The following is a 24,938-nucleotide window of genomic DNA, read 5'->3' as shown; positions in this document are numbered from 1 at the left end:
AAAACAAAGACCAAAGAAAAGAGGTAGATTAAATGAAGTCAGACTTTCAAATTTCAAACGAATGTGAAAAGAAACATATTGCTGAAGTAGCAGGAAAATTAGGGATAAAAGAAGAAGATTTAATATTATACGGAAATCACAAAGCAAAAATTCAAACAAAAAATATCAAGAAAGATATTAGTGAAGATGCTAAACTAGTATTAGTAACATCTATTAACCCAACATCAAGTGGTGAAGGGAAAAGTACTGTAACTATCGGTTTATCTGATGGATTAAATAAAATCGGGAAAAAATCTTGTGTTGCACTACGTGAACCATCTTTAGGACCTGTATTAGGAAGAAAAGGTGGAGCAGCTGGTGGAGGATATGCACAAGTTGTACCGATGGAAGATATTAACCTACACTTTACTGGAGATATGCATGCTATTACTACAGCGCACAATGCAATCGCAGTACTAGTAAATAACCATGTATTTCAAGGTAACGAATTAGAGATTGATAAGATTGTCTTTAATCGTGTTATGGATATGAACGCACGTGATTTACGTCATATTAAAGTTAATGCTGGAACTGACTTAGAGCGTCTTGATGGATTCGATATTACAGTAGCTAGTGAAATCATGGCAATCTTATGTTTATCAGAAGGATTAGGAGATCTTAAAGAAAAATTAAGTAATATTCTTGTTGCTTACAACAAAAAAGGTGAACCTGTTTACCTAAAAGATTTGAAAATTGAAGGTGTTATAACTTCATTATTAAAAGATGCGATTAAACCAAATATTGTTCAAACATTAGAAAACAACCCAGCGATTATTCACGGTGGACCATTCGCAAACATTGCGCATGGATGTAACTCAATCTTAGCTACAAAAACAGCTTTAAAATTTGCTGACTATGTAATTACAGAAGCTGGATTCGGAGCTGATTTAGGAGCTGAGAAATTCTTAAACATTAAATGTCGTAAATCAGGTTTAAGACCAAAAGCTGCAGTGGTAGTTGCAACAATTAAAGCATTAAAACTACACGGTGATATTGAAGAAAAAGATCTAAAAGAAGAAAACTTAGAAGCATTAGCTAAAGGTGTTCAAAACTTAGAAAAACATATCGAAAACTTACGTAAATTTAATTTACCAATAGTAGTAGCTCTAAATGTCTTTGTTACTGATACAGAAAAAGAATTAGCGTTCTTGGAAAACTGGGCAAAAGAACAAGGCGTAGAATTCTCTCGTACAGAAGTATGGGAAAAAGGTGGTCTTGGTGGAATAGACCTAGCAGAAAAAGTAGTAAAAGCTGTTGAAGGAAACGATAAAGAACTTCAATTATTATACAAAGATGAAGCTTCAATCATTGAAAAAATTGAAACTGTATGTCGTGAAATATATGGAGCTGATGGAGTTAACTTCTCTGATGAAGTTAAGGCTGAAATCGAGAAAATAGAAAATCTTGGATTCAAGAACTTACCAGTATGTATGGCAAAAACTCCAGCTTCATTAACAGATAATGCAAAAATTAAAGGTCGTCCTACTGGATTTAACATTACTATTAACGATGTTAAACTACGTAGTGGTGCAGGATTCGTAGTAGCTTATGCGAATAAAGTATTAACAATGCCAGGACTTCCAAAAGTACCAAGTGCATTAAATATCGATATCGATGAAGAAACAGAAACAATCTTAGGAATCTTCTAATATTATATTAATAACAAGTAACTCGAAAAATAGTTTATGCTATTTTTTGAGTTATTTTTTTGTTTTACTTTTTCAATGTAGTTGACAGGGTTCAATTATGATTGTTTTTAATGAAAACGCATAAAAGTGAACAAAGTGTGAAAATAAGCTATATCGTACGATAATTTTGAGTTTTTTATAAAAAATGGTTGTAAACGTCTGTATTTGTGATATAATTATTAATGGAAAAAATAATTGCTTTCAGGAGGCGTAACTAATGTCAATAATCGTAGTAGTAGGTTCACAATGGGGAGATGAAGGTAAAGGTAAAATTACCGACTTTTTAGCAGAACGTGCGGATGTAATTGCTCGTTATCAAGGGGGTAACAATGCAGGACATACTATTAAGTTTGATGGAAAAACTTACAAACTTCAATTAATCCCATCTGGAATTTTTAATGAAGAAAAACTTTCAATTATCGGAAATGGTCTAGTAGTAGATCCTAAGTGGATTTGTAGTGAGATTGATAGACTAAGAGAAAGTGGAGTTACTTGTAAGGGACTAAGAATCTCTAATAGAGCACACGTAGTATTACCATATCACTTAAAACTTGATGAGGTTGAAGAAGCTCGTCGTGGAGAAAATAAAATTGGTACTACTAAAAAAGGTATCGGACCATGTTATGTGGATAAATACAAACGTTGTGGTATCCGTATAGCTGATTTATTAGATGCTGATCTATTCAAGAAAAAATTAGAACAAAATCTGAAAGAAAAAAATGAACTATTCGAAAAAATCTATGAAACTGAAGGATTCACAGTAGAAGAAATCTTCAATGAATACTTCGAATATGGAAAACAATTAGCACAATATGTTACAGACACTTCTAAAGTATTAGAAGATGCGCAAAACGAAAATAAAAATATCTTATTCGAAGGTGCGCAAGGTGTAATGCTAGATATCGATCACGGAACATACCCATATGTTACTTCATCTAACCCATCTGCAGGTGGAATCACAGTAGGTAACGGATTTGTTCCAACAAACGGACTTAAAGTATTAGGTATTTCAAAAGCTTATACATCACGTGTAGGTGATGGACCTTTCCCAACAGAATTATTCGATGAAATTGGGGATACAATTCGTGAAGTTGGTCATGAGTATGGAACAGTTACTAAACGTCCACGTCGTATTGGATGGTTTGATACTGTAGTAATGCGTCATTCAGCTCGTGTATCAGGTATGACTAATCTGTCAGTAAACTGTCTAGATGTACTTTCAGGTCTTAAAGAAATTAAAATCTGTACAGCTTATGACTATAAAGGTGAAATCTTAACTGAATATCCAGCTAATGAAAATATCATTAAAGATTGTAAACCAATCTATGAAACATTACCAGGATTTGAAGAAGATATTACAGGTGTTAAATCACTAGATGAACTTCCTAAAAATGCAAGAAAATATCTAGAAAAAATTGAAGAATTAGTAGGGGTTAAAATCTCTGTCTTCTCTACAGGACCAGACAGAACACAAACTCACTTATTAGAAGATTTATGGAACTAGTATAAAGATTAATATAAAAAAGAACCTCGAGGTATAGAGTGTAATGCCTTGAGGTTTTTTAGTGGAATTCAAATATAAATCTATATATTACATACGACAGATTTGTCACATAAATTTCTATATAAGGAAATTAAATGAAAAATACTTTACAATGGGACATATTTGTCATGTTTTAAAAATATAAGTTAATTTAATGATAAAATATAGAAGGAAACATTATTATAACAGTATTTACTTACATCTATTTTAGATAATTATAGTAATAAATTTTAGCTAATATTAAATTTAGGAGATGAAGAATGAACGATAATAAAATGCATGGACGAGTTTTAAAAAAACTAAGAGAGGAAAGAGGATATAAATTAAAAGATGTAGCAGGTGATGTGATATCTACAAGAACACTAATGCGTTTTGAAGCTGATGAAACTAGTATTTCTATTTCTATTTTTGAAAAATTATTGGATAATTTGAATATTAATTATCTAGATTATTTTACTTTTTATTTGGATAATACCGACTCTGAAACTACTGAATTTGCTAATAAATTGCAGAAACTGTTACAATCTGGTTCTTCATCAAAGTTAGTAAATGAATGTAAAAAAGAGCTAAAGAAAAAAGATATAGATTTTAGTAAGAGATTAACTATATTGATTTATTTAAATAATATTCTATGGGATAAGGATAAAGAATTATTTGAAGAGAATCGAATATTAATAAAGGATAGAATTGATTCATTGGATAAATTGGGATCTGATGAAATTTACGGACTGTTTATTTTAATATATTCGTCTTCAAAAGGTGATTATTCAGTAGAATATATTGAAAGGGTTATTGAAGATTGCTTTAAAAATATCCCAGTAAGAAACTATTTGAGTAAATATATGAGTGCTGCATATTGTGATTTGTTAAAAGTAGCGCTATCGTTCTTAGTGAGAGCTGGTTACTATGAATTAGCTGAGAAAAGATGCAAAGAGACGCTTAAGCTATTTAATGAAAATCCGTTGTTAATAAATAGAGCTGCTTTTTCTAAGGAAGTCGTTGCAATAATGGCTACGCTATATTTAAGGCAAAATAAGGAAGAAGGAGTTATTTTAGCGAATAAAATTCTGAAATATGAAGATATTGTTGCTGAGATTACTGGTGATTCTTATTACAGACAGGTAAGGGATGTAACTTATGAAGCTTATTGTAAAGTTAATAAGACAGGTATTGATATAGAATTTTAATAATAGATGTATTTATAAAATAATATATTTTAAAGAAACTAATTTACTACATAGTGATTTAGTTTCTTTTTTACATGTTCAATGTATTAATATAACTTTTAATATTAATTAATCCAAAGAAATAAGAGGACAGTTTTGTCATATTTAAGAAGAAAAATAAGTGAAATATTAACTATTTATTAAGTAATGTGACGATTTCTTCGTAATTTATGTTAACTCTGATACTATATGATAAAATTATCTTTATAAAGTGATTATTTACATATTTTTATGGAGGAATTAATTATGATAAAAAGGAAACAGAAGTTTTCCCTTAGGAAAAATAAACTAGGAGCAATGTCGGTTCTTTTAGGAATTAGTTTTGTTGGAGCTGTTGCTAGTGGCGGCGATGTTAAAGCGGGTGATGTTAATACTGAAAATACACCAAAGCTAATTGAAAAAGAAGTAGTAGGTAAGACTACAAAACAAGATGTAGAAAAAGCTCAAACAAAGGTAGATGCATCTAAAGAAGCAAAAAGCTTAAAAAATAAAGATATTGAAAATAAAACAATAGAAATTAATAATACTGATAAGAAAATTAATGAATTAAATTCAGAGATAGACAAGTATAAAGATGCTACTGATGAAAATATCAATAAAGCTGAAAAGAAAGTTGATTCAACTTCAAAAGATTTAAAAAATAAAACTAGTGAATTAGTAAAAACTAGAGAAGAAAAAGAAGGAAAAGAATCAGACTTAGAGACAGTTCGCCAAGATGTAGCAGAAAAATCTAAAGACTTAGAAACTAAAAAAGAGAAAGCTAAAGAAATCAAAGATGAAATTGATAATACAGAAAATGTTACTAAGAAATTAGAAACTGAAAAAGCTAAAGACAGTGAAGTGAAAAAAGAATTAGAAACAGAAAAATCTAATAAAGTAGCTGCTGAGAAAGAATTAGAAAAAGCTAAAGAATTTGATGCAAAATTAGCTGAAGATACTAAGAAAGCTGAAGAAAACTTAAAAGCTAAAAACGAAGAATTAAAAGCTAAAACAGCTGAACTTGATGAAGCGAAGAAAGATGAAAATACTAAAAAAGCAGAATATGATGCAGTTGTAATGCCTTATGGTAGAAACGTAAAATATAAAATTGCGTTAGACCAAAGATTCGTAGACAAATTCCAAGAGTTTATGGACTTAAACCTTAACTGGAGATCTAAAGGTTTAACATCTAAACAGTTCATAGCTAAAAAAATTGAAATGATTGATGAATTAATTGCAATTGAAAAAGAAATTGGTTATGAATTTAAATTCAACAATTATAACCATGAAGATGATTACGAAATTAACCTTAAAGATATGTCAGAAGAAGAAAGACTTAAAATGTCACAATATGGTATGCACCTACTGAACCAAGTTCGTAAACAATTTGGATTAGAACCATTAAAAGTCAACAAAAATTCAATGCAAATTGCTAAAGAAATCTCTGAAACAATGACTAGAGATAATCACAGTTCACTTGATGCAGGACACTATGTAAAAGGTATCTCTGAAGTAGCAGGTAAACACGGACTATTACGTGGAGGTAACTTCTACGAGAACTTATATAATGCTGGTTCTGAAACTAAAAAGGATAATACAATGTCAAGAAATGAGCTATATGCGCATGTTTACAACTCAGTGATGTTATTCTTCTATGAAGGAATTATCACAGGTGCTTATAGTCATGCCGAATCATTATATAAAGCTAATGACCCAATGGGATTAAGTGTCGCTCATTTTGAAAACGTTGGGTTGACTGATAATTCAAACAGAATGCCAAAAGAATTAATTGAAAAATACAAACAATACATTAAATTCGATGAATTTGGTAATATTCTTGAATATAAAGCAATGCCAATGGATATCTTCAATGAATTTGAAAAAGCAAGAGCAACGCTACCAAAAACTGGAATTATTAAAATCTCTTACATTAATGTAAAAGAAAGAAATGCAATCCCAGGTGAAGTTGCAAATCATATGCCAACTTATGATGATCCAAGCGATGAGGCAATGGAACGAGCTAAAGAAAACTATAAAGCTAAATACAGCAACGAATCTAAAGATACAGTAGAATTACCAGCAGTACCAGATCTTGAAAGCTTCAAGAAAGTATACGCTGATGCTGTAAAAGTTCGTGAAAGTAAAGAACAACCATTAGTAGATGCTAAAGCTAACGTAGATAGTGCTACTAAAGCATTAGACGAACTTAAAGCAATTGAAAAACAAACAGAAAAAGCAACAGCTAAAGTACAAGAAGTTGACGCTAAAATCAACAACTTAACTACTAAAGCAGATGAACAACAAAAAGTTGTTGATCAACTTGAGTTAGATAACGTTAAATACGTTGAAAAAATGACTAAATTGGCTGCTGATTTAGACGTTGCACAAAAAGATGTAGAAGAAAGTGCTAAATTATTAGATCAAGCTAAAGCCTTACAGAAAGAAACTGAAGATAAAATTAGCAAACTTAATACTAAGATTGCTGAACTAAAGTCTGATGTAAAAGCAACTGAAGAAGAATTGAATAAAGCAAAAGCTGATTTAGAAAAATTAAGAATAGATAGAATTCAGTTAGATCAAAATAAAGAAAAACTAGCTAAAGCTCAAGAAGAAAAAGCTAAGTTAGAAGAAGAACTAAAAACTCTTACTACTGAATTAGATTCAATTAAAAAACAATTATTAGAGGATACTAAAGAATTCGAGAGAATTCAAAGACAGTATAGATTAGAAAACTTCAAATGGGCAATATTAGCTGATAATAATACAATAGATCCAATAGAGTTTGATTTAGAGAAATATTTAAGAGATGAAGAAGAGAAGAAAAGACAATCTGAAATAATCCCAGAAATTCCAGAAACTCCTATTAAAGAAGAAAAACCTAATTTACCAGGAACACCAGAAGATAAGAATCCTGGAAAATCAGGTGAACTAGGAAAAGAATTAAATAAAGATCTAATCCCAGGTAAAGAACAAACTCTAGAAAAAGACCAAAACCCAAGGAAAAATCCAGGAGACAAACCAGATCCGAAACCGGGTCCTGAAGACACGCCAAAACCAGGTGACAAAGCTCCAGGTTCATCAAATAACCAACCTAACTTACAACGCACAAGAGTCAATTCAAATGGATTAAATACTCTACCTAATACAGGTGAAAATCAAACAGGAATGGCAACTGTAGCAGGATTAGTAGCATTAGCAGTAGCTGCGAAACTACGTAAAAATAAAGAAAATAATTAAGTTAAATAATAGTTTAATTGTCTCCCTTTTTATGAGAAGGGGGGACAATTATTTTATAAATATAAGTAGAAAAGAATAAAGTAGAAAACGAATATTGAAAAAATTAAGATAATAAAGCTTAAAATTAATTAATTAAATTTTAGTATTAAATTTTTATTAAAGAAATTTTAAGATAATGAATTTCTTAGAATTCAATACATCTAATTATTTCTTATTTCTGAGCGATTTCTACTGTTATAAAATAACAAAATTAATCTAAAGAATTTTAGAAAATAATTACTTTTAAAAAATAATTCTAGTATTAAATCCAAAAGAGTGTCACTGATGTCACTTTTGTGTAAATATAAACTATAAAATGCCAAAAAGTGACAATTTTAACACAAAACGTAAATTATGAAAAAATAATGCTATAATAATAAATGTCTATAAGAGTCCGTACTTATTATTTACTAAAACAAAGACAAAATATCTTGTTAACACTTTTGGTTGTTTTTTCGTTGACATAGATATGCTAGGGAAAAGAAGGTATAATTATAGAAAAGAAAGTTGAAGTTTATTAAAGATAATTTTGTTAACTTGCTATTATAAATTAATTTGAAAAAGTTGTTCAAAAGAATTTATATTTAACAAAATTGGAGAAAAATATTACGTACCTAAATATAATTAAGTAAAAAATATAATAATGATGAGAAAAGTATTAATTTTGAAGTTTATAAAACAAGGGTAATTAAACGGAGAAAAATATAGGCGTAAAAAAGAGTAACTGTGTTGTGTTGTGTTGTCGGTTACTCTTTTTTAATTTGTCTAAATTGTGAACATTTAACTTGAATGATTTAATAAAAATGAAAAAATCAAGCACTCTTACAACATTAATTACATTATTTATGTTATAATTGTACTGAGATTTATTTAGGAGGCGGATACTTAAGTGGACGAGAAAAAAATACATGGAAAAGTCTTCAAACAAATACGAGAAGAACGAGGCATAAAACTGAAAGATGCAGCAGGTGATGCCATTTCAGTGAGAACTTTAATCAGATTCGAGGCTGATGAAACTAGTGTTTCTTTAGATGTATTCGAAAAGCTACTTGTAAATATTGGTATTAAATATCATGATTATTTTTCTGAGTATATACCGCTTGTAGATTTCGATATATCTGAATTTTTAAGAGAAGTGAGAAATCTAGATTCGTCAGGAAGTACCACAGCTATTAGATCTTTGGCTGTAAAAAGCTTACAAAAAGATAAAATAAGTATGAATGAAAGACTATATATTGATCAGATTATTAGTATATCTGGTGATCTTGAGGGACCTAAGATAATTAAAGAAAATAGGGAAATTGTTTTAAATCATCTAAGAAGTTTAGATAGTCATAATTCTAATGAAATGTTAACATTAACTTTTATGTTAAGAACATCTACAGCAGAAGAATTTTCAGATGATTTTATTCGTCGTGTAATAGAGGAAAACATGAAACCTGTTATTTCAGATAGTATATTTTCTGTTGAGAGATCGGAAAGATCTCTGATATTAGTACATGGTGCTGTAGCATTGTTATCGAGAAGAGGATTTGTTGAAGAGGCTGAAGAAAGGTGTATAGAAGCTATAAATTTACTCAAGACGCATTATGCTAATGTTACTTATTTTCAGTATCATATGAATGCTTTTAACTACATATTAGCTCAAATTCAACTTAAGCTCAATAAACCTGAAGGAGTAGAACTTGCTAACAAATGTATACGTTATTTAGACGCACAAATTGCTTTAAACAATCTTCTTGCTGATAATTTAACTAGGGATAGATTAGTTAAATGGTTTTATGAGAGAAATAAAACAGGTATTGATTTTGAATTCTAAAAAATTATCTATTAATGATAGTGTAAATTAATTAAAAATGTGTTTATCCAAAATATCGAGAAACAAATGAATCTTGTGTTTTGGATTTTTATTTGTATTATTAATTAAAACGTTTTAAATTTATATGAATAATATAAGTTTAATTTTAAGTAAAAGCGTTATCATATAAATAAAGGTTGATAATAGTTATTAATCCTATTTAAGTTAAAATATTATAAAAAGAGGTGTAAAAAATGTCAATTTTAACTAAAGCTTGGTTATATATAACTAGGAAAAGTTTTAAATCATTTGTTATATTTTTGATTTTAGTAACAATGTCATCATTAATTTTAAGTACTATTTCAATAAAAAAATCAACAGATGCTTTATCTAAAGAAACTTTCCAGAATATAACTAGTAGTTTTTCTATGGAGATTAATAGAAAAACTAATCCAGGTACTGCAAGAGGTGCAGGTAACTTAATCGGGGAGGATATAGAAAAAATAAAGAATCTTCCTGGTGTGAAAAAATATATAAAAAGAATGAATGTGAGTGCCGATCTAGTTGATTTAGAACCACTAAAACTTGCTAATCACCAACAAGAGGAGAAAAACAACAAACAAAGACAACTTTTCTCTAAAACTGTAATTGTAAGTGGAACTAATGATTCTTCATTAGACGATAGATTCTCTGCTGAGACACTTAAGTTACAAGAGGGTAGACATCTTAAAGATGATGATAAAAACTCTGTTTTAATTCATGAAGGTTTTGCTAAGAAGAATAAAGTTAAAGTTGGGGATAAGATTAAATTAAAAGGTAATCCAAATGATGCTGATAATGAGAAAAAATCTGATAAAGAGGTAGAAGTTACTGTAGTTGGTATTTTTGGAGGACAAAATAAAGGTGTAACTTCTAGTCACATGGAGCTGTATGATAATATTTTTATAGCAGATACTCAAACTACTAAAACTTTATATAACTATGAAGATGGAAAAGAAATATATCAAGATGCAACCTTTTTAGTTGATGGAAAAGATAAGGTGGATAGTATAATTAACGATGCTAAGAAATTACCTATTAACTGGAAACAATATATGCTTGTTAAAAGCAATCAAAACTTCCCAGCATTACAACAATCATTAGATACAATATATAGCTTAACTAATGGAGTATTTATAGCTACAATAGTATTTAGTATAGTAATTCTTTCTTTAATTTTATTCTTATGGATAAACAGTAGAAGAAAAGAGATTGGTGTAAATTTAGCAATCGGGATGACAAAAGCAAGTATTATTGGTCAATTTATTCTTGAGGTTCTGCTAATTAGTATTCCAAGTTTTATAGCTTCGTATTTTGTTGGAAGTGCGATAAGTCAAAGTATGGGTAATCAAATTTTACAACAGTCAATTAAGTCGGTAAGTAAATCTATATCTAGTCAGGCTAATGGTGTTAATCTTGGAGCAAATGCAGAAGTTGAAGGTGCGAATAAAATTATTACAGCACTAGATGTAAGTGTAGGACTTGGCAATATGCTAACAGTAGTCGTTGTGGGAATTTTAATTATTATTGTTGCTGTAGGTATTGCTTCTAGTAGATTGGCTTATAGGAAACCAAAAGATTTATTATCGGATATTAACTAATGTAAGGAGAAACTCATGAGTATTTTTAATAGGGCATATCTTTATATTATTAGAAAAAAAGTTAGGAGTACCATTTTATTTTTCATTGTTACACTAATATCGTTGTTCTTATTGAGTGGAAGTATACTAAATACAACTGTGGGAACTATCTCTAAAAATCTATATAAAGATGTTAACTTTGGATTTACTATTGAAAGTATAGATAAATCAAATAAGGAAATAGAAAAGGATACTTTGAAGAAAATTAATGAAGTTGCTGGAGTAAACCAGAAGAATTATCTTTATGCGAAGTCTGTTAATGTAGTAGACAAAAAAGTTGTTCAAGAAAATCAAAATATTACCATTACTGAGGAAATAAAAAATAAGAGTAATTTAGTGATGATGAATGGAATAACTTCTACAAAAAATAATATAGATTTTAAAAGTGAAGTTCTGAAACTAGAAAAGGGAAGACATATAGAAGAAAATGATCAAAATAAAATCCTAGTTCATGAAAAATTTGCTTCAATGAACAATTTAAACTTAGGTGATAAGATTAAATTAGAACAAAATGGTAAAACTGTTGAATTTGTAGTAGTTGGAATTTTTTCAGGGGAGAAGACTAATAATTTTGAAGGATTAAGTTCAGATTTTATAGAAAATACAGTTTATACAGATTATAACTCTAGCCAAAAGTTATTAGACTATTCTTCTAATAACAAAGTTACATCTGTAGAGTATGGAGTTAATAATCCAACTAAGTTAGATGATATTATAAGAAGCGTTGAGAGTTTGGGAATAAATAATATCGCTGTCTCAAAATCCAACAAAAATTACGAATTAGTTACTTCTTCAGTTGAAAGTATTACAAAACTTACAAATATGATTAGAATTGGTAGTGTAATTGTAGGAGTTGTGATTTTATCACTAGTGCTTATGTTTTGGATAAGAGAACGATTATATGAAATTGGAGTTTTACTATCGTTAGGTATAAGTAAAATAAATTTAATTTTACAATTTGCTGTAGAAACTTTAATGGTTACGATATTTGGATTTTTATCAGCTTTAGGACTAGAGTTTATCTTACTTAAATATATTAGAGGTAATACTACAAGTATTTTTTCAGAAGATTTACCGAAAATAATTAGTGATGAACTAACTAAAATTTCGATTAATGGTTCAGATATTATTGGTGTGATAGTTGTTATGATAACTATTGTAATGATCTCAGTTATAGTTGCTTTACTACCAATATTAAAAATGAAACCGAAGAAAATTTTAACGCAAATAAATTAGAGAGGATTAAGAAATGTCGATTTTTAAATTAAAAAATGTAGATTACTTATATGAAAATAGCAAATCAAAAGTACTAAGTGGAATTACTTATAACTTTGAAGTAGGGAAGTTTTATGCAATAATAGGAAAGTCAGGTGCTGGTAAATCAACTTTATTATCTTTATTAGCTGGGTTAGATACTCCTTCTAGTGGGGAAATCTTATTTGATAACGTAAATATTGAAAAAATAGGATATAGTGAACACAGACGAAAAGATATTTCTTTAGTATTTCAAAATTATAATCTTATTGATTATTTAACACCATTAGAGAATCTAAAGCTAGTTTCGAAAAATGTGAATAAAGATATTCTTCTAAAACTTGGATTGGAAGAAGAGCAGATTAATCGTAATGTTATGAAACTTTCTGGAGGTCAGCAACAACGTGTAGCTATAGCGAGAGCATTAGTATCTGAAGCACCAATTATACTTGCTGATGAACCAACAGGAAACTTAGATGAGAATACTGCACAAGAGATTATTGATATTCTAAAAAAAGTTGCTGTTGAGAATAATAAATGTGTAATTGTTGTTACTCATAGTAACCAATTAGCAAATGCTGCTGATGTAGTATTAGAATTAAAAGATAAGAAATTGAAAGTTAAATAAAAATAAAGGGGTTGACTCAATCTATTAATTAGTTTGAGTCAACCCTTTTTAATGTTAAAGTTTAGTTTTTAGACAAAACAGTTTTTCTAGTTCGTCCATAGCTTCTTCAAAGCTGTATACTAGTGTACCATGTTTTAAAATACCACCAAGAACGTAATGGTTCATTGCATAGCTAGGTATATCGTATTTGTTAGCTGATTTTAATCTAATATCAGAATTAATAGCTATGATTTTTTTGTTCATTGCAATAGCTATTCCTAATTCTACCATAACTCCGCTGTCTTCGTTAGTTACATCTGCTAAGAATATGTCGCAATTTTCTACTGCGTATGTATCTCCATTGAAAATATCTTGTGGTGTAGGTAATGTTTGTTTATCTTCATTGAAAGGTTGCTCGATTGGATTGAAAACAGATAATCTTTCTCCGAATCTTTCACTTAATAATTTTCCCTCTTTTAAACGTTGAGCGATCTCCGCTTCATTAAATAATGCTCCTGCTAAATATAGTTTCATAGACAAAACCTCCTTTGTTGTTATATAAATTATAATATATTTAAGCTCTAATTTACAACTAATGTTTTAGGAAACTGATAGTGATTATATGTTCTACTAGTTATTTTAAACTATTTCTATTATAATAATTATAGTAGTATAGAAAAATATGTGAGGATATTATTAATGAAAAGTGTAGTACTTTGTGAAAAACCCTCTGTTGCTCGTGATATTGCGAGGAATTTAGGGGCTAAAAATAATAAAAATGGATGTTTAGAAGGAGATAAATATGTAGTTACATGGGCATTAGGACACTTGATTACCCTTCAAACACCGGATAAATATAAAGAATTTAATAATGTGAACTTAGAAAGTTTACCGATGATTCCGAAATATATGAAGACTGAGGTTATTAAGAAGACTTTTAAACAATATAAAGTAGTGGAGAATGCTCTAAATAGAAAAGATGTTAAAGAAATTATTATTGCAACTGATGCTGGACGTGAGGGAGAGTTAGTTGCGCGCTACATTATTGATAAAGCTAAATGTAATAAAAATATTAAACGTCTATGGATTTCATCTGTAACTGATAAGGCGATTAAAGATGGATTTAAAAATTTAAAAGATGGAAAAGAATATCTTGGGCTATATCACTCTGGGATAGCTCGCGCTAATGCGGATTGGTTAGTTGGGATTAATGCTTCAAGAGCCTTAACTCTGAAATATAATGCATCTTTAAACTGTGGTCGAGTTCAAACTCCAACTTTACAGATGGTTTTTGAAAGAGAAGAAAAAATTAAACAGTTTAAGCCGAAAGATTATTTTACATTTGAAGCTCAAATTGATGGTGTTAAGTTTAGCTGTAGTAACAGTGAGTTTAATTTAGGTAGAGCAGAACAGTTTATTAAGAAAAATATTAATAAAGACATTAAATTTAATGATGTTCAAAAAAAATCTAAGACTTCTTCGGCTAAACCATTATATAATTTAACAGATATTCAACAAACAGCAAGTGCTTTATTTGGTATGTCGCCGAAACAGACGCTGAATATTGTTCAAAGTCTTTATGAAAGACATAAGGTATTGACATATCCTAGAACGGATAGTAGATATTTAACAAGTGATATGAAAAATACTTTAAGAGATCGTGTGCAGGCTATAGGTGGAGATTTTAAAGAAATCACGGCTAAGTTACTAAGAGAAAAAGACTTAAATGCTAAGAAAATTATTAATAATGCAAAAGTAAGTGATCACCATGCGATTATACCTACAGAACAAAGACCAAATTATATGTCTATGTCTGAGATGGAGATGAAAATATATAATTTAGTGGCAAAAAGATTTTTAGAAAACTTACTACCTGACTATAAATATGAAGAAACAACTTACTCATTTACTCTAGAAAATAAGGTGTTTTCAGCAAAAGGTCTAAAAGTTCTTCAGGAAGGTTATAAAGTTTTAAGTAAAGAAGAAATCCAAGATAAAGTTATTAATCTAATGAATAATAGTCTTAAACTTGAATCATTAGTTTATAATAAGAAACAAACTACTCCTCCTAGTTATTATACTGAAGGTAGTTTAATATATGCTATGGAAAATCCATTTGAATTTGTTGATGATGAGAATGAAAGAAAAATTCTTAAGGAAACAAATGGTATCGGAACTGTTGCGACAAGGGCGGATATATTAGAGAAACTATTTACGAATGATTATTTAGTATTGGATAATGGAAGAATTAAAACTACTAATAAGGCTAAACAGCTACTTAATTTAGTTCCGAAAAATCTTAAGAGTCCGTCTCTAACAGCGGTATGGGAAAAACAACTTGATAATATTGCTAGAAATAAACTTTCTAAAGATAAGTTTCTAAATGATGTTAAACAATATACAAAATCTTGTATCGCAGAAATTAAAGATAGTGAAGATAAGTTCAAGCATGATAACATTAGTGGTAAGAAATGTGAAGAGTGCGATAGTTTTATGTTAGAAGTAGATAAAAAAGGAACTAAAATGCTAAAATGTTCTAATCCAAACTGTCGTAATCGCAAGGTGATTAGCCGTTTAACAAATCTTCGTTGTGATAATTGTCATAAGAAAATGACGTTATTCGGAAATGGGGAAAATGCTACATATCGCTGTCAATGTGGAAATTCGTTGAAACAAAAAGAAGTCGATAAGAGAATTAAATCAAGTAAAAAAGATAAGGCTAGCCGTGTAGATATGAAAAAATACATGAAGCAGGAAAAATTAGAAAATAACGCACTAGCAGGATTAGCAGGATTAAAGCTTAAGTAAAATTATAGAGATACATCTTGTTAAATTTATAGATTGAGTTTAATTAATGATGATGTTAAAAAAATTTTTTTCGTATAAATGTAGTGTTAAAAGCAAGTCTGTGCTATAATGTATATTGAAAAAATTTGTCTGAGAGGTATATAATGAAATATGTATCAGTGGCTGTAGATGGGCCAGCAGGATCTGGAAAAAGTACGATAACAAAAATGGTAGCTGAAAAACTAGGATTTAACTATGTTGATACTGGTGCTATGTATCGTGCATTAACTTATAATTTTCTATCTAATGATCTAAAAGAATTGGAAGAAAATAAAATTAAAGAATTACTTAAAGAGTTAGATTTTAGAGTAGAATATGTTGATGGTGTTCAATATGTATATGTAAACGATGTGGAAGTTAGTGATAAAATACGTACTGCAGAAGTTAGTAAGTATACTTCATTATTCGCTAAATCTCCTGCAGTAAGAGAATTCCTAATTGATACTCAAAGAAATCTAGCTCATACTAATAATATTATTATGGATGGACGTGATATTGCTTCAGTTGTCCTACCTAATGCAGATGTTAAAATATTTTTAACAGCATCTGTTGAAGAAAGAGCAAGAAGAAGGGTATTGGATTTTGAACGTCAAGGTATAGAAAATGTTGATTTTGAAAAAGTTAAGGAAGATATTAAAGCTAGAGATTGGCAAGATGAAAATAGAGATATTGCCCCACTAGTAAAAGTTGATTCTGCAACGTTAGTAGATACGACTTCTATGACTATTGACGAAGTTGTTGATAAAATGACTGAATTAGTGAAAGCTGTAGAAAGATAAAATTAAATAGGAGTGTAGCATGTATAATCTTATAAGAATATTATTAAGTTTATTTTATAAAACATTTTATAAAGTTACGATTGTTAATAAAGAAAAAATAGAAAATGCTAAAGGTGTAGTAATCTCAGGGAATCACCTGAGTAATCATGATCCATTATTATTCCCAGCTTTTTTCGAGAAAAATATCCGCTTCATAGCTAAAGAAGAATTGTTTAAAATAGTTTTTGTTAAACAAGCTTTAGAAGCGACAGGAGCAATTCCTATAAAAAGAGGCACATTTGATAGAACAGCGATAAATAACAGTATTAAATTACTTAAAGAAGGAGAAGTTATCGGGATTTTTCCTGAGGGTACTCGTTCTCATTCAAAAGATCTAGACCTTGGTCAATCTCATAACGGAGCGTCATTTATCGCTACGAGAGCGAAAACAAAAATTATTCCATTTGCTATTATCCCAAATAAAAATTTTAGAATTTTTTCTAGTATTAAGATAGTAATTGGTGATGAGATAGATGCTGCTTCTTTAAAAGAAGAAGGTAAGACTCATGACGAGATTACTGCTATATTAATGGAAAAAATTTCAGAATTGATTGCAAAGGAGAAATAAAGTGTACGAAAAAACGATTAAATTTAAATTAGAAAAAAAAATTTTCAATCAAGCTGGTTTTTTAGATAATAAATATGTTTACGAATGGATGAATCTTGCTAAGAAGTATTATTTAAACGGCTTAGGTATAGATATCGATTCTTTAATTAACTATAATTTATATTACGCTGATATTGATGTTAAGTATTCGATAAGATCCAATATAAGATATAATAGTCAAGATATTTTTATAAAAGCATGGATTGAAAAACATAGCGGAATCAAAACGATTTTTTCTTATGAATTTTTTGTGGATGGAGAAGTATTTATTATCGCTTCAAGTTCTCACAATATTCTAGGAACAGATAGTGACCGTGCTATAAGAATAGATAGAAATTTACCAAAATGGGATCAAATTCTTAAAGATGTTGTAGCAAATGAATATAAAGAGTAACTATAAATAATTAAAGGAGTTTCTCACTAATATGAAAATTTCATATTTTTGAGAGGCTCCTCTTATACTTTTAAAACTTTACGATGAATTTATGAATGTAGATATATTAAATATATCCTGTTTAATTGATAAATAATTGATTTTATTATATACTTTATAGTGGTTCAAAATATGTTTATTTTTTAAAAACATATTTAATTATTGAGAAAGAAAGGTAGATAGTATGATATATTTAGATAATTGTGCTACGACTAAACCGTATAAAGAAGCTCTAGATGCTTTTGTGGAAGTTAATACGTCTTATTATGGAAATCCAGCTAGTATCAACAAATTTGGAAAAACAACTAATAAGCTTCTTTCAGCTGCAAGAGCTCAAGTGGCAACTATTCTTGGTGTAGGGGAAGATAGTATCTTTTTTACTTCATGTGCTACCGAGAGTAATAATATTGCATTATTAGGAAGTGTTGAACACAAGAAAGATTTTGGAAATAGAATTATTGTTTCTAAGATAGAACATCCTTCAGTTTTAGAAACATTTAGAGAATTAGAAAGACGTGGTTTTATTTTAGACTATGTTAATGTTGATGAGAATGGTATTATAGATTTAAATCATTTAAAATCATTATTAACTAAAGAAACTATATTATTAAGTGTGATGCAAGTTAATAATGTATTCGGGGCAATTCAACCTATCAATGAAATTTCAGAGATACTAAAGGATTATCCAAAAGTTCATTTTCATGTCGATGGTGTTCAAGGAGTATTAAAAAATAGTATTGACCTTTCAAAAGTTGATAGTTACTCTATTTCTGCACATAAATTTCATGGATTAAAAGGTATTGGAGTGTTGTATTTAAAATCTAGACGAACAGTTCATAATATTACTTTTGGTGGTGGACAAGAGGATGGATTACGTAGTGGAACAGTAAATGTAGCAGCTGCGGTAAGTTTAGCAAAATCATTAAGATTATCGCAAGAAAAAGTTGAAGTGATAAAAGTTAAACACAAGGAATATAAAAAACTTATTGTTGATGAATTCTCTAAATATAAGCATATAGTAATTAATTCGCCATTGAGTGAAAATTTTGTGGATTCAATTGTTAATATTAGCTTACCAAAAATTAAGGGTGAGGTAATTGTTAACGCCTTGAATGATAGAGGTATTATGGTTTCTACAACTAGTGCTTGTTCTTCAAAAACATTCCATCTTAATGAGGCATTGTATGCAAGAGGATTATCTAAGGAAAATATAGAAGGTAGTATTCGAGTTAGTTTCTCATATGAAACTACAAGAAAAGAAGTTGAAACGTTTATTGAAGTATTAATAGATGAGTACAATAAAAAATTTAAAGAGGTAATTGAAAGTGGAATTTAGTCATATTATAGTAAGATACGGAGAACTTACTCTAAAATCTGGGAATAGAAATGAATTTCTAAAAAAACTTACAAAAAATATTAGATATAATTTACAAGGGTTAACAGGTTTTCATGTTCAAACAAAAAGAGATAGAATGTATATACATTTAGATCATAATGAAGATGTTCATGAAATTATGGAAAGATTAAAAAGAGTACCAGGTATTCATAATTTTTCACCTGTACTAAGAGCGGGATTAGATGTTGAAGAAGCTAAGAAGGTTATTGATAAGCTGCTTGAAACTAAGTTAGATAAGGAATACAAATTTAAAATTCAAACAAAAAGACCAAATAAAAACTTCCCGCACAACACAAATGAATTAAATAATGTATTTGGAAGTCATGTGTTAATAAACTATAAAAATCTAAAAGTAAATGTAAAACAACCGGATTTTGTTATTAATGTGGAAGTTCGTAGTGAAGGAATATTTATTTTTACTGATTTTATAAAAGGAGTGGGAGGGTTCCCAGTTAATACTTCTTCAAAAGCTTTATTACTATTATCTGGTGGAATTGATTCACCAGTAGCTGCACACACACTTCAGGTTAAGGGTGTAGAAGTTGAAATGATTCATTTTCAATCACCTCCTTTCACTTCTGCGGAAGCTCTACAAAAGATTTTTGATTTAACTACAAAATTAAGTCAAGTAGTAGGGAAAATTAAATTACACGTTGTTAACTTCACTAAGTTACAAACAGAGATTGTTAAACGTGTTCCGTCGAATTATACTATGACTTCGACAAGAAGATTCATGTTACGTATAGCTGAAGAAGTAGCTAAAAAAGAAGGATGTTTAGCAATTGCTACAGGAGAATCATTAGGTCAAGTAGCTTCTCAAACACTAGAGTCGATGAATTGTATTAATGAGGTAACTAACCTACCGATATTAAGACCACTATTGACAATGGATAAAGTAGATATAATTAAAATTGCTCAAGAAATTGAAACATTAGAAATTTCTAATCTTCCTTTTGAAGATTGTTGCACAATTTTCACACCAAAGGCACCAAAAACAAAACCAAGATTAGAAAAAATTAAAGCTTATGAAGCACGAGACGATTACTCAGATTTAATAACTGAGACATTAGATAGTGTTCAAACATATTTATTTGATAAAAATGGTAGAGTTATTACTCAAGATATGAAAGAACAAGAAGCTAAAAAAGAAGAAAAAGAAGATTTTTCAGATTTATTATAAAATAGAAAGTGAGATAATTAATGGAAAAAAAAGTAATTGTAATTGGAGCAGGACTAGCAGGAAGTGAAGCTGCTTGGCAACTTGCAAAACGTGGAGTAAAGGTTGATCTTTATGAGATGAGACCTAAGAAAATGACTCCAGCTCATAAAACACAAAACTTTGGAGAGTTAGTTTGTTCTAACTCACTACGAGCTAACAATATAACTAACGCTGTTGGATTATTAAAAGAAGAGATGAGAATGTTAGATTCAATCATTATTAAATGTGCGGATGCAACTCAAGTACCAGCTGGTGGAGCACTTGCGGTAGATAGAGATAAATTCTCAGAAATGATTACTGAAACTATTAAAAATCATCCAAATATTAATGTTATCGGTGAAGAACTACCACAAATTCCTAAAGGAGATGTGCCTGTAATAGTAGCAACAGGACCACTTACATCAGATGCATTAAGTCAAGATATTAGAAACTATACTAAACAAGATGGATTATATTTCTATGATGCAGCAGCACCGATTATAGAAAAAGATTCTATCGATATGGAGAAAGTTTATCTTAAATCAAGATATGATAAAGGAGAAGCAGCTTATTTAAATTGTCCGATGACAAAAGAAGAATTCACTAATTTCTATAATGAATTAATAACAGCTGAAGCTGCTCCGTTAAAAGAATTTGAAAAAGAAATTTACTTTGAAGGGTGTATGCCTTTTGAAGAAATGGCAAAACGTGGAGAGAAAACTCTATTATTTGGACCGATGAAACCAGTAGGATTAGAAGATCCAAAAACTGATAAACGTCCATATGCTGTTGTTCAATTGCGTCAAGATAACAGTGAAGGAACTCTATACAATATTGTTGGATTCCAAACACACCTTAAATGGGGTGAACAAAAGAGAATAATTAATATGATTCCTGGGCTTGAAAATGCTAATATCGTACGATATGGTGTTATGCACAGAAATACATACTTAAATTCTCCACAATTATTAGAAAAAACATATAGATTAAAAGAAGAAAAAAATATTTATTTCGCTGGTCAAATGACAGGGGTAGAAGGATATGTTGAAAGTGCAGCTTCAGGTATTGTTGCGGCGTTAAATGCGCTTTATAATACTGAAGACAGAGATGTAGTATTTCCAACTGAAACAATGATAGGGGCAATGGCTAACTATATCGTTGATAGCACAAGTAAAAACTTCCAACCAATGAATGCGAATTTTGGTATTATCAAACCACTTCCTGAAAGAATCAAAGATAAAAAGGAAAAATATGAAAGATATGCTAAAAGATCGCTAGAAATGTTAGAAAATTTCAAAATTGATTAAATTAATTTTTAAAAAGTCTTACAATTTATTGAAATAAATGTTATAATAGTCAGGGAAGTATTTTGTAAGGAGAAAATTAATGGCAAGTTTATTACAAAAAACAAGAAAAATTAGTACAATTTTACAAGAAGGACGTCACGATAACGTAGACTTTGAAGCTATGGCTATGCGTCTTAGTCCGATTTTAGATTCAGTAGTTTATATTCTAGATACTGAAGGGAATATTCTTGGTTATGATTCAATCGTTGATTATTCAAATGAACGTATGGAAAAAATTATCCAAGAACGAAAGGTTCCTAAAGCGTATTTGGATGCAACATTAAAAGTTTATGCTACAAAGGTTAATATTCCTTTCCAAGAACCATTATCAATTTTCCCCGAAGAAGAAGAAGAACGCTTTGAAGGAAACAGTTATACTGTAATCCTACCAATTCGAGGTGGTGGAGAACGTTTAGGTACACTTGTAATTGGTAGAATGGATAATGATTTCAAAGATGATGATTTAGTTTTAGCTGAGTATGCATCTACAGTAGTAGGTATCGAGATTTTACATGAAAAACAAGATAAAGAGAAAAACTTAGCAAGAGATAAAGATATGGTTAATATGGCTCTGAACTCATTATCATTCTCTGAGAAAGAAGCTATTGAACATATCTTTAGAGAATTAGATGGAACAGAAGGATTATTAATTGCTAGTAAGATTGCCGATAGAGTAGGAATTACTAGATCTGTAATCGTAAATGCTCTTAGAAAATTAGAGAGTGCAGGTATTATTGAATCTAAATCATTAGGTATGAAGGGTACATATATTAAAGTACTAAAAGAATATTTCTTAGAATTAATGTTTTCTAACGAATTTTAATAAGTAAAATTGTAAAAAAAGAAAGGTTGTAGATTTACAGCCTTTCTTTTTTTACTTGAAAATTATTTAGTATTCTATTTAGTTAATTTATCAATAAATTTTTTATTGTTAATAATTACTCTCGTGTGTGAAGCATCGCCGATTTTTTTATCTTCTTCGAAGGCTTCTAAAGAAAAAATAATAACTTTTTCTTTAATAACTTCAGTAATTTCTCCTTGAATTGCAATTTCTTTACCAACCAAAGTAGGAGCAAGATGGTTAATATTTATATTACTTCCAACACTACCAAATTCATCTGATAAGAAAGCATTCAGGTATGTTTTAGCAGCATTTTCCATAAATGCCACAAGACTTGGAGTGGCTAATACTTCTAGATCACCGCTTCCCATGAATTTAGCTGTGTTTGTATCTGATACGGTATATTTTTGTTTGAATTGTTTATTAATTTCTATATTCATAATTTTACTCCTATTGAATTATTCATAAAATGTAACTTCGTAGTCTACGAATTCATTATTTTTGTAATTGAATTTAGCTGAGAAGAATGGTTTATCTTTAACTAACCAATCAAGGAAGATATAGTCACCTTCCCATGTTTTTATATTTTGGATTTCAGATTTTTTAACCCATACTAAGTCACCTTCGTTACAATCTTCTGTCAGTGTACCTTTGTAGTTAGATGCAGTAAATACATAAGTATACCAGTCACGTTCACCATCGAAATTAGGGAAGGTAATAATACCTCTTAATTTAGGGTTAATAATATCTAAGTTTGTTTCTTCTTTTACCTCTCTAATTACGCAATCTTCTGGACTTTCCCCAGGTTCAAACTTTCCGCCAACACTAATTGTTAATCCTTCGTGAATATCGTTTTCTTTCTTTGTTCTTTTTAACATTAAGAAACTATCGCCATTGTCAATGTAGCACATAGTAGCTAATACATTATTCATTATATTATCATCTCCTCATATTTAAAGAAAAAGTAGGAAAGAGGATTTACCTCAATACCTACTTTCTTTTGTGAAAAATTTTTATTAAAGTTTTAAATAGCTTCGTTTAACGTTTTTTATCTAAACCTACAGCGTCTAGTAATGCAACAAATACTGTAAACATTACAGAAAGAATAGCACAGTCACGAAGTGTATTAACTTCACCATTGCTACCTAAAATAGATGATACGATAAATATTACAATAAATGCGAATATAAATGACCAAATTAGTGAAATAATATATTTCATCGTTATCACTCCTTAATTTTTTCTTATACTAACTATTATACAACTATTATCGAAATCTAGCAACATTTTTAATAATAAATTGTATTTATAACATTTGTGTGTAATAATTAAAGTAGTGATATATATAATATGTTATTGTACAAAAAAACAATGAAAACGAATCTAATTTTTCATAGTTTTCTAGAAATTTTCAAAAAATATGATATAATAAAATAAATAAAACTTTGGAGGTAGTTTATGTATCAAAAATTATATATCGATAAGAATTTAAAAGATAATATTTCAAGTGATATAAAACAATTGTTTTTTGATAATGAGATACCTTTTGAATTTATTGAAAGTCCAGACATTTTTGAATCTAATGTTTTGTTTTTAACTGATAATAAAAATAACCTTAGTTCTACATTGGCTAATGTATTCTTAATGAAACAAGAATATGATTTTCTAGATGTTAAAAATGCTATTTTTATTAGAAGTGTTGAAGACATAGTAAGGGTATTTAAAAATGATGTTTGGAAAAAATGGGCACAAGAGCTTCAATTTCTTTCTCAATGCAGTTTAGCTTATAGTAAAGATAAATTTGATAGAGAGCGATCAGAAAGAATTAGAGAAATTGCATGTGAAATGTTATCATATAAATATGATATTCCTGTAGAGAAAGTTAAGCTAGATTTTGCTGGAGAATTGGGATATCAAACACCTAAAGTAGAAACAAGAGCAGCCGTTATTAAAGATAACAAAATTTTATTAGTTAAAGAACAGTTTGATGGTAAGTGGGCTCTTCCGGGTGGTTATCAAGATGTTAATATGAGTATCAAAGAGAATGCAATAAAAGAAGCTAGTGAGGAAGCAGGAGCTGTTGTTAATCCTGTGAAAATTATTGCAGTACTTGATTATAATAGACATCATCATGTAAATTTTCCATTTGGAATGGTTAAGGTGTTTGTTTTATGTGAATATGTGAGTCATAGTTTTGTTGAAAATACTGAAACATTGGGAGCAGAATTTTATTCGCTTGATGAATTACCAGAATTATCAACAACTAGAACGACAAAAAAACAATTAGAAATGTGTTTCGATTGTTATAATAATATCGAAAATTGGGAAACTATATTTGATTAATTTTTATGAGGAGTGATTTT

General features: G+C 29.3%; 21 protein-coding genes. 17 read left to right on the top strand and 4 right to left on the bottom strand.

The features are described from left to right. The first annotated feature begins 32 nt into the window (after window positions 1–32). The 8 genes from O5Y44_RS00990 to O5Y44_RS00955 all read left to right on the top strand — a co-directional run bounded on the left by O5Y44_RS00990 (window position 33) and on the right by O5Y44_RS00955 (window position 13,110). Complete coding sequence (locus O5Y44_RS00990; protein WP_204643091.1) at window positions 33–1,688, top strand: formate--tetrahydrofolate ligase; 1,656 nt, start codon at window positions 33–35, stop codon at window positions 1,686–1,688. Window positions 1,689–1,944: 256 nt separating this feature from the next. Further along, complete coding sequence (locus tag O5Y44_RS00985) at window positions 1,945–3,231, top strand: adenylosuccinate synthase (protein WP_371465206.1); 1,287 nt, start codon at window positions 1,945–1,947, stop codon at window positions 3,229–3,231. Between the two features lie 299 nt (window positions 3,232–3,530). Further along, window positions 3,531–4,457, top strand: a complete 927-nt coding sequence (locus O5Y44_RS00980; RefSeq protein WP_371465205.1) for a helix-turn-helix domain-containing protein — start codon at window positions 3,531–3,533, stop codon at window positions 4,455–4,457. Between the two features lie 285 nt (window positions 4,458–4,742). After that, window positions 4,743–7,712, top strand: a complete 2,970-nt coding sequence (locus O5Y44_RS00975; RefSeq protein ID WP_371465203.1) for an SEC10/PgrA surface exclusion domain-containing protein — start codon at window positions 4,743–4,745, stop codon at window positions 7,710–7,712. A 928-nt stretch (window positions 7,713–8,640) separates the two neighbouring features. Continuing rightward, entirely contained in the window at window positions 8,641–9,570 is a 930-nt protein-coding gene (locus O5Y44_RS00970) for a helix-turn-helix domain-containing protein (protein WP_371465201.1), read from the top strand. Between the two features lie 233 nt (window positions 9,571–9,803). Next, entirely contained in the window at window positions 9,804–11,189 is a 1,386-nt protein-coding gene (locus O5Y44_RS00965) for an ABC transporter permease (RefSeq protein ID WP_371465199.1), read from the top strand. 15 nt (window positions 11,190–11,204) lie between these two features. Beyond that, a complete protein-coding gene (locus O5Y44_RS00960; RefSeq protein ID WP_271987642.1) occupies window positions 11,205–12,464 on the top strand; it encodes an ABC transporter permease in 1,260 nt (419 codons plus the stop codon). A 13-nt stretch (window positions 12,465–12,477) separates the two neighbouring features. Continuing rightward, window positions 12,478–13,110: an ABC transporter ATP-binding protein gene (locus O5Y44_RS00955; RefSeq protein WP_204642338.1), complete on the top strand. Its 633-nt coding sequence runs from the start codon at window positions 12,478–12,480 to the stop codon at window positions 13,108–13,110. A gap of 54 nt (window positions 13,111–13,164) precedes the next feature. Here O5Y44_RS00955 and O5Y44_RS00950 read toward each other — a convergent pair whose 3' ends face one another. After that, complete coding sequence (locus tag O5Y44_RS00950) at window positions 13,165–13,623, bottom strand: nucleoside 2-deoxyribosyltransferase (protein ID WP_316447621.1); 459 nt, start codon at window positions 13,621–13,623, stop codon at window positions 13,165–13,167. A gap of 165 nt (window positions 13,624–13,788) precedes the next feature. On the opposite strand from O5Y44_RS00950, the gene O5Y44_RS00945 reads away from it, so the two are divergent. From O5Y44_RS00945 to codY, 8 genes are all read left to right on the top strand, one after another. Continuing rightward, window positions 13,789–15,897 (top strand): DNA topoisomerase III, encoded by a 2,109-nt coding sequence (locus O5Y44_RS00945; RefSeq protein WP_371465196.1) that lies wholly within the window; start codon window positions 13,789–13,791, stop codon window positions 15,895–15,897. Window positions 15,898–16,040: 143 nt separating this feature from the next. Continuing rightward, on the top strand, window positions 16,041–16,715 hold the full coding sequence (cmk, locus tag O5Y44_RS00940) for a (d)CMP kinase (protein WP_371465194.1): 675 nt from the start codon (window positions 16,041–16,043) through the stop codon (window positions 16,713–16,715). A 19-nt stretch (window positions 16,716–16,734) separates the two neighbouring features. Further along, window positions 16,735–17,322: a lysophospholipid acyltransferase family protein gene (locus O5Y44_RS00935; RefSeq protein WP_316447618.1), complete on the top strand. Its 588-nt coding sequence runs from the start codon at window positions 16,735–16,737 to the stop codon at window positions 17,320–17,322. A gap of 1 nt (window position 17,323) precedes the next feature. After that, window positions 17,324–17,755: an acyl-CoA thioesterase family protein gene (locus O5Y44_RS00930; protein WP_371465192.1), complete on the top strand. Its 432-nt coding sequence runs from the start codon at window positions 17,324–17,326 to the stop codon at window positions 17,753–17,755. 223 nt (window positions 17,756–17,978) lie between these two features. Next, entirely contained in the window at window positions 17,979–19,130 is a 1,152-nt protein-coding gene (locus O5Y44_RS00925) for a cysteine desulfurase family protein (RefSeq protein WP_371465190.1), read from the top strand. After that, on the top strand, window positions 19,120–20,370 hold the full coding sequence (gene thiI / locus O5Y44_RS00920; RefSeq protein ID WP_371465188.1) for a tRNA uracil 4-sulfurtransferase ThiI: 1,251 nt from the start codon (window positions 19,120–19,122) through the stop codon (window positions 20,368–20,370). The genes O5Y44_RS00925 and thiI overlap by 11 nt, the downstream gene beginning before the upstream one ends. Window positions 20,371–20,390: 20 nt before the next feature. Further along, window positions 20,391–21,695, top strand: coding sequence for an FADH(2)-oxidizing methylenetetrahydrofolate--tRNA-(uracil(54)-C(5))-methyltransferase TrmFO (trmFO, locus tag O5Y44_RS00915; protein WP_271965291.1), 1,305 nt, complete (start codon window positions 20,391–20,393; stop codon window positions 21,693–21,695). A 79-nt stretch (window positions 21,696–21,774) separates the two neighbouring features. Further along, window positions 21,775–22,557, top strand: coding sequence for a GTP-sensing pleiotropic transcriptional regulator CodY (codY, locus tag O5Y44_RS00910; protein ID WP_271965292.1), 783 nt, complete (start codon window positions 21,775–21,777; stop codon window positions 22,555–22,557). A 74-nt stretch (window positions 22,558–22,631) separates the two neighbouring features. Here the strand turns inward: codY and O5Y44_RS00905 are convergent, their stop codons facing one another. The 3 genes from O5Y44_RS00905 to O5Y44_RS00895 form a co-directional block, all read right to left on the bottom strand. Further along, window positions 22,632–23,015: a thioesterase family protein gene (locus O5Y44_RS00905; protein ID WP_271965293.1), complete on the bottom strand. Its 384-nt coding sequence runs from the start codon at window positions 23,013–23,015 to the stop codon at window positions 22,632–22,634. An 18-nt stretch (window positions 23,016–23,033) separates the two neighbouring features. Beyond that, entirely contained in the window at window positions 23,034–23,507 is a 474-nt protein-coding gene (locus O5Y44_RS00900) for an NUDIX hydrolase (RefSeq protein ID WP_271965294.1), read from the bottom strand. Between the two features lie 106 nt (window positions 23,508–23,613). Continuing rightward, window positions 23,614–23,796 carry a DUF2929 family protein gene (locus O5Y44_RS00895; RefSeq protein WP_003145970.1) on the bottom strand — a complete coding sequence of 61 codons (183 nt, stop codon included), beginning with the start codon at window positions 23,794–23,796 and terminating at the stop codon, window positions 23,614–23,616. A gap of 237 nt (window positions 23,797–24,033) precedes the next feature. On the opposite strand from O5Y44_RS00895, the gene O5Y44_RS00890 reads away from it, so the two are divergent. Continuing rightward, complete coding sequence (locus O5Y44_RS00890; protein ID WP_271987651.1) at window positions 24,034–24,918, top strand: NUDIX hydrolase; 885 nt, start codon at window positions 24,034–24,036, stop codon at window positions 24,916–24,918. The last annotated feature ends 20 nt before the right edge of the window (window positions 24,919–24,938 follow it).

This window comes from Gemella sp. 27098_8_155 (assembly GCF_041433725.1).
GTDB classification, from domain to species: domain Bacteria; phylum Bacillota; class Bacilli; order Staphylococcales; family Gemellaceae; genus Gemella; species Gemella haemolysans_D.
The sequence above is the reverse complement of the archived record's forward strand: the minus strand, read 5'-3'. Positions and strand labels throughout refer to the sequence as shown.

What these genes read in the sequence shown, in the direction of transcription:
- O5Y44_RS00990 (WP_204643091.1), top strand. Translation starts at nt 33, where the DNA reads ATGAAGTCAGACTTTCAAATTTCAAACGAATGTGAAAAGAAACATATT.
- O5Y44_RS00985 (WP_371465206.1), top strand. Translation starts at nt 1,945, where the DNA reads ATGTCAATAATCGTAGTAGTAGGTTCACAATGGGGAGATGAAGGTAAA.
- O5Y44_RS00980 (WP_371465205.1), top strand. Translation starts at nt 3,531, where the DNA reads ATGAACGATAATAAAATGCATGGACGAGTTTTAAAAAAACTAAGAGAG.
- O5Y44_RS00975 (WP_371465203.1), top strand. Translation starts at nt 4,743, where the DNA reads ATGATAAAAAGGAAACAGAAGTTTTCCCTTAGGAAAAATAAACTAGGA.
- O5Y44_RS00965 (WP_371465199.1), top strand. Translation starts at nt 9,804, where the DNA reads ATGTCAATTTTAACTAAAGCTTGGTTATATATAACTAGGAAAAGTTTT.
- O5Y44_RS00960 (WP_271987642.1), top strand. Translation starts at nt 11,205, where the DNA reads ATGAGTATTTTTAATAGGGCATATCTTTATATTATTAGAAAAAAAGTT.
- O5Y44_RS00955 (WP_204642338.1), top strand. Translation starts at nt 12,478, where the DNA reads ATGTCGATTTTTAAATTAAAAAATGTAGATTACTTATATGAAAATAGC.
- O5Y44_RS00950 (WP_316447621.1), bottom strand. Translation starts at nt 13,623, where the DNA reads ATGAAACTATATTTAGCAGGAGCATTATTTAATGAAGCGGAGATCGCT.
- O5Y44_RS00945 (WP_371465196.1), top strand. Translation starts at nt 13,789, where the DNA reads ATGAAAAGTGTAGTACTTTGTGAAAAACCCTCTGTTGCTCGTGATATT.
- cmk (WP_371465194.1), top strand. Translation starts at nt 16,041, where the DNA reads ATGAAATATGTATCAGTGGCTGTAGATGGGCCAGCAGGATCTGGAAAA.
- O5Y44_RS00935 (WP_316447618.1), top strand. Translation starts at nt 16,735, where the DNA reads ATGTATAATCTTATAAGAATATTATTAAGTTTATTTTATAAAACATTT.
- O5Y44_RS00925 (WP_371465190.1), top strand. Translation starts at nt 17,979, where the DNA reads ATGATATATTTAGATAATTGTGCTACGACTAAACCGTATAAAGAAGCT.
- trmFO (WP_271965291.1), top strand. Translation starts at nt 20,391, where the DNA reads ATGGAAAAAAAAGTAATTGTAATTGGAGCAGGACTAGCAGGAAGTGAA.
- codY (WP_271965292.1), top strand. Translation starts at nt 21,775, where the DNA reads ATGGCAAGTTTATTACAAAAAACAAGAAAAATTAGTACAATTTTACAA.
- O5Y44_RS00905 (WP_271965293.1), bottom strand. Translation starts at nt 23,015, where the DNA reads ATGAATATAGAAATTAATAAACAATTCAAACAAAAATATACCGTATCA.
- O5Y44_RS00900 (WP_271965294.1), bottom strand. Translation starts at nt 23,507, where the DNA reads ATGAATAATGTATTAGCTACTATGTGCTACATTGACAATGGCGATAGT.
- O5Y44_RS00895 (WP_003145970.1), bottom strand. Translation starts at nt 23,796, where the DNA reads ATGAAATATATTATTTCACTAATTTGGTCATTTATATTCGCATTTATT.
- O5Y44_RS00890 (WP_271987651.1), top strand. Translation starts at nt 24,034, where the DNA reads ATGTATCAAAAATTATATATCGATAAGAATTTAAAAGATAATATTTCA.